The organism is Bradyrhizobium sp. Ken01, assembly GCF_055807355.1.
Genome location: NZ_JBVVPC010000123.1, coordinates 1 through 1890 on the forward strand (window position 1 = coordinate 1; position 1890 = coordinate 1890).

Here is a 1890-nt window from a genome sequence, read left to right on the forward strand (position 1 = left end):
AGCCAATTTGGCCGCAGTGCCACCGCCGTCCGGTGCCGCGGATCCGACCAGCGAAGCCGACCCACCGCCGAGCGTGGCTGATCCGGACGCAACGGTAGTTCCGCCCGCAGTACCGTCGAACACCACGTTCGAGAGAGCGGTCGTGCTGGTGTAGGTCGTCGTGCCGCGCAGGTCGGAAGCGGTCGCACCGGCGATCGTGGTCGAGACGTTCGACTTGCTGGAGTATCCGACCGTGGTCTGCAGCGCCTGGTTGGCGATCGACTTGGCGGAGTCCAGCAGCTTCGACAGCGAGGTGATGCCGGTGTTGGCGGCCTGGAGCACCTGCACGCCGTTGGCGATGCCATCGAGCAGGTTGTTGATGTCGCTGGCGCGGTTGTCGAGCGACTGCGCCGTGAAGAAGTTGGTGGGGTTGTCGAGCGCCGAGTTCACCTTCTTGCCAGTCGACAAACGGGACTGGGTGGTGGCGAGCAGGTCGGCGGTGGACTGGAGAGAGAGCAGGTTCTGGCGAACCGACGCAGAGAGAACGATACCGGACATAACTCTTACCCTTCTGGTTTACGCGTCTTCGTTCGATCGCTTCGGATCGAGTGACGGGGACAGCGTGCCGCGACATGGCTAACAAAAGGTGAAACCCGTTCCCGCAGCGTAAGCGCCGGTTCACCATAAGGCTGCGGACGCACGCCGAGATCGGCGACGATCGATCTGAAACTCCTCGCCTTTTTGCGGCGTTTGCTCCCCGTTAACCATAACCAACAGTTACTTTTTCGGTGCGGCCAGACCACTCCTCGATCGGACCGCGCAAAAAGAAAACGGCGGGGCCGAAGCCCCGCCGCCATGACTTGATTGCGATGTCAGCCGCTATTAGCGGAGCAGCTGGAGCACGCTCTGCTGCGACTGATTGGCCAGCGACAGCGCGGAGACCGCGATCGACTGACGGGTCGACAGCGCCTGGCTGTTGGCCGCTTCCTCGTTGGTGTCGGCCAGCGTCAGGTTGGACGAACCGGTCTGCAGCACGTTGATCAGGTTCTTGTTGAAGTCCTGACGCACCTGCACGATGGAGAGGTTCGAACCGAGGGTCGAGGCTTCCGACCGCAGCGTGCTGGAAGCCGAGTTCAGGCTGGTCAGCACCTTGTTGGTCGCGGCGTTGTCGATGAAGTCGGTACCCTGCACCAGGCCGGCCAGACCCAGACCCTTCGAGTTGAAGGTCACGCCGGTGATGTTGAGGTTGGACTTGCCGGTCTCGTCGAACACCAGCTTCAGCTGGTCGCCGTTGAGCAGGTTGACGCCGTTGAACGAAGCATCCAGCGAGGTCGTGTCGATCTGCGTCAGGATGTTGTTGTACTGCGACACCAGGTTGGTACGGGTGGCCTGGGCAACAGGATCGGCAACCGGCGAGGTGGGGTTCGACCACGTCAGCGCCGTGGTGATCGTTCCACCGATGGTGCCACCAGCAGCGGCCGAGCCGATCGTCGAAGATGCGTAGTCGTTGGTCGCCGAGACCGTGAGCAGGCCGTTGGCGTCGATCGTAGCGCTCAGGTTGTTGGCCTGAAGAGCCGTGTTGAGCTGATCGAGCGTCTTGACCGTGCCGCCGGTGCCGTCGCCGAAGGTGACGTTGACCGCTGCGCCGCCGTTGAAGGAGGAGAAGGTCAAGGTCTTGCCCGAGACGCCGCCCGACGCCGCGGACCGGCTCGCCGTGAAGGCGGTGCCGGTGCCGGTGGAGCCGGTGAGACCGAGTGCCGACAGCGCATTGCCCGCGCCGGTGATCGACAGATCCGCGTTCACACCGGTCGAGATGTTGAGCGCACCGGCCACGATCGACGAGTTCTTGGCTCCGCTGGTGGTCTGCAAGGCACCGGAGGCGCCGGCAGTCTTGACGGTCTGCACCCCGGT

General features: G+C 63.6%; 2 protein-coding genes. Both read right to left on the reverse strand.

What is annotated here, in order from left to right:
- Positions 1-537 (reverse strand): flagellin N-terminal helical domain-containing protein (locus AC0L3S_RS38945; RefSeq protein WP_473285242.1); only part of this gene is annotated, 537 nt, incomplete at its 3' end.
- A gap of 324 nt (positions 538-861) precedes the next feature.
- Positions 862-1890, reverse strand: a 1029-nt coding sequence (locus AC0L3S_RS38950) for a flagellin (protein ID WP_473285244.1), incomplete at its 5' end; no start/stop codon positions are given.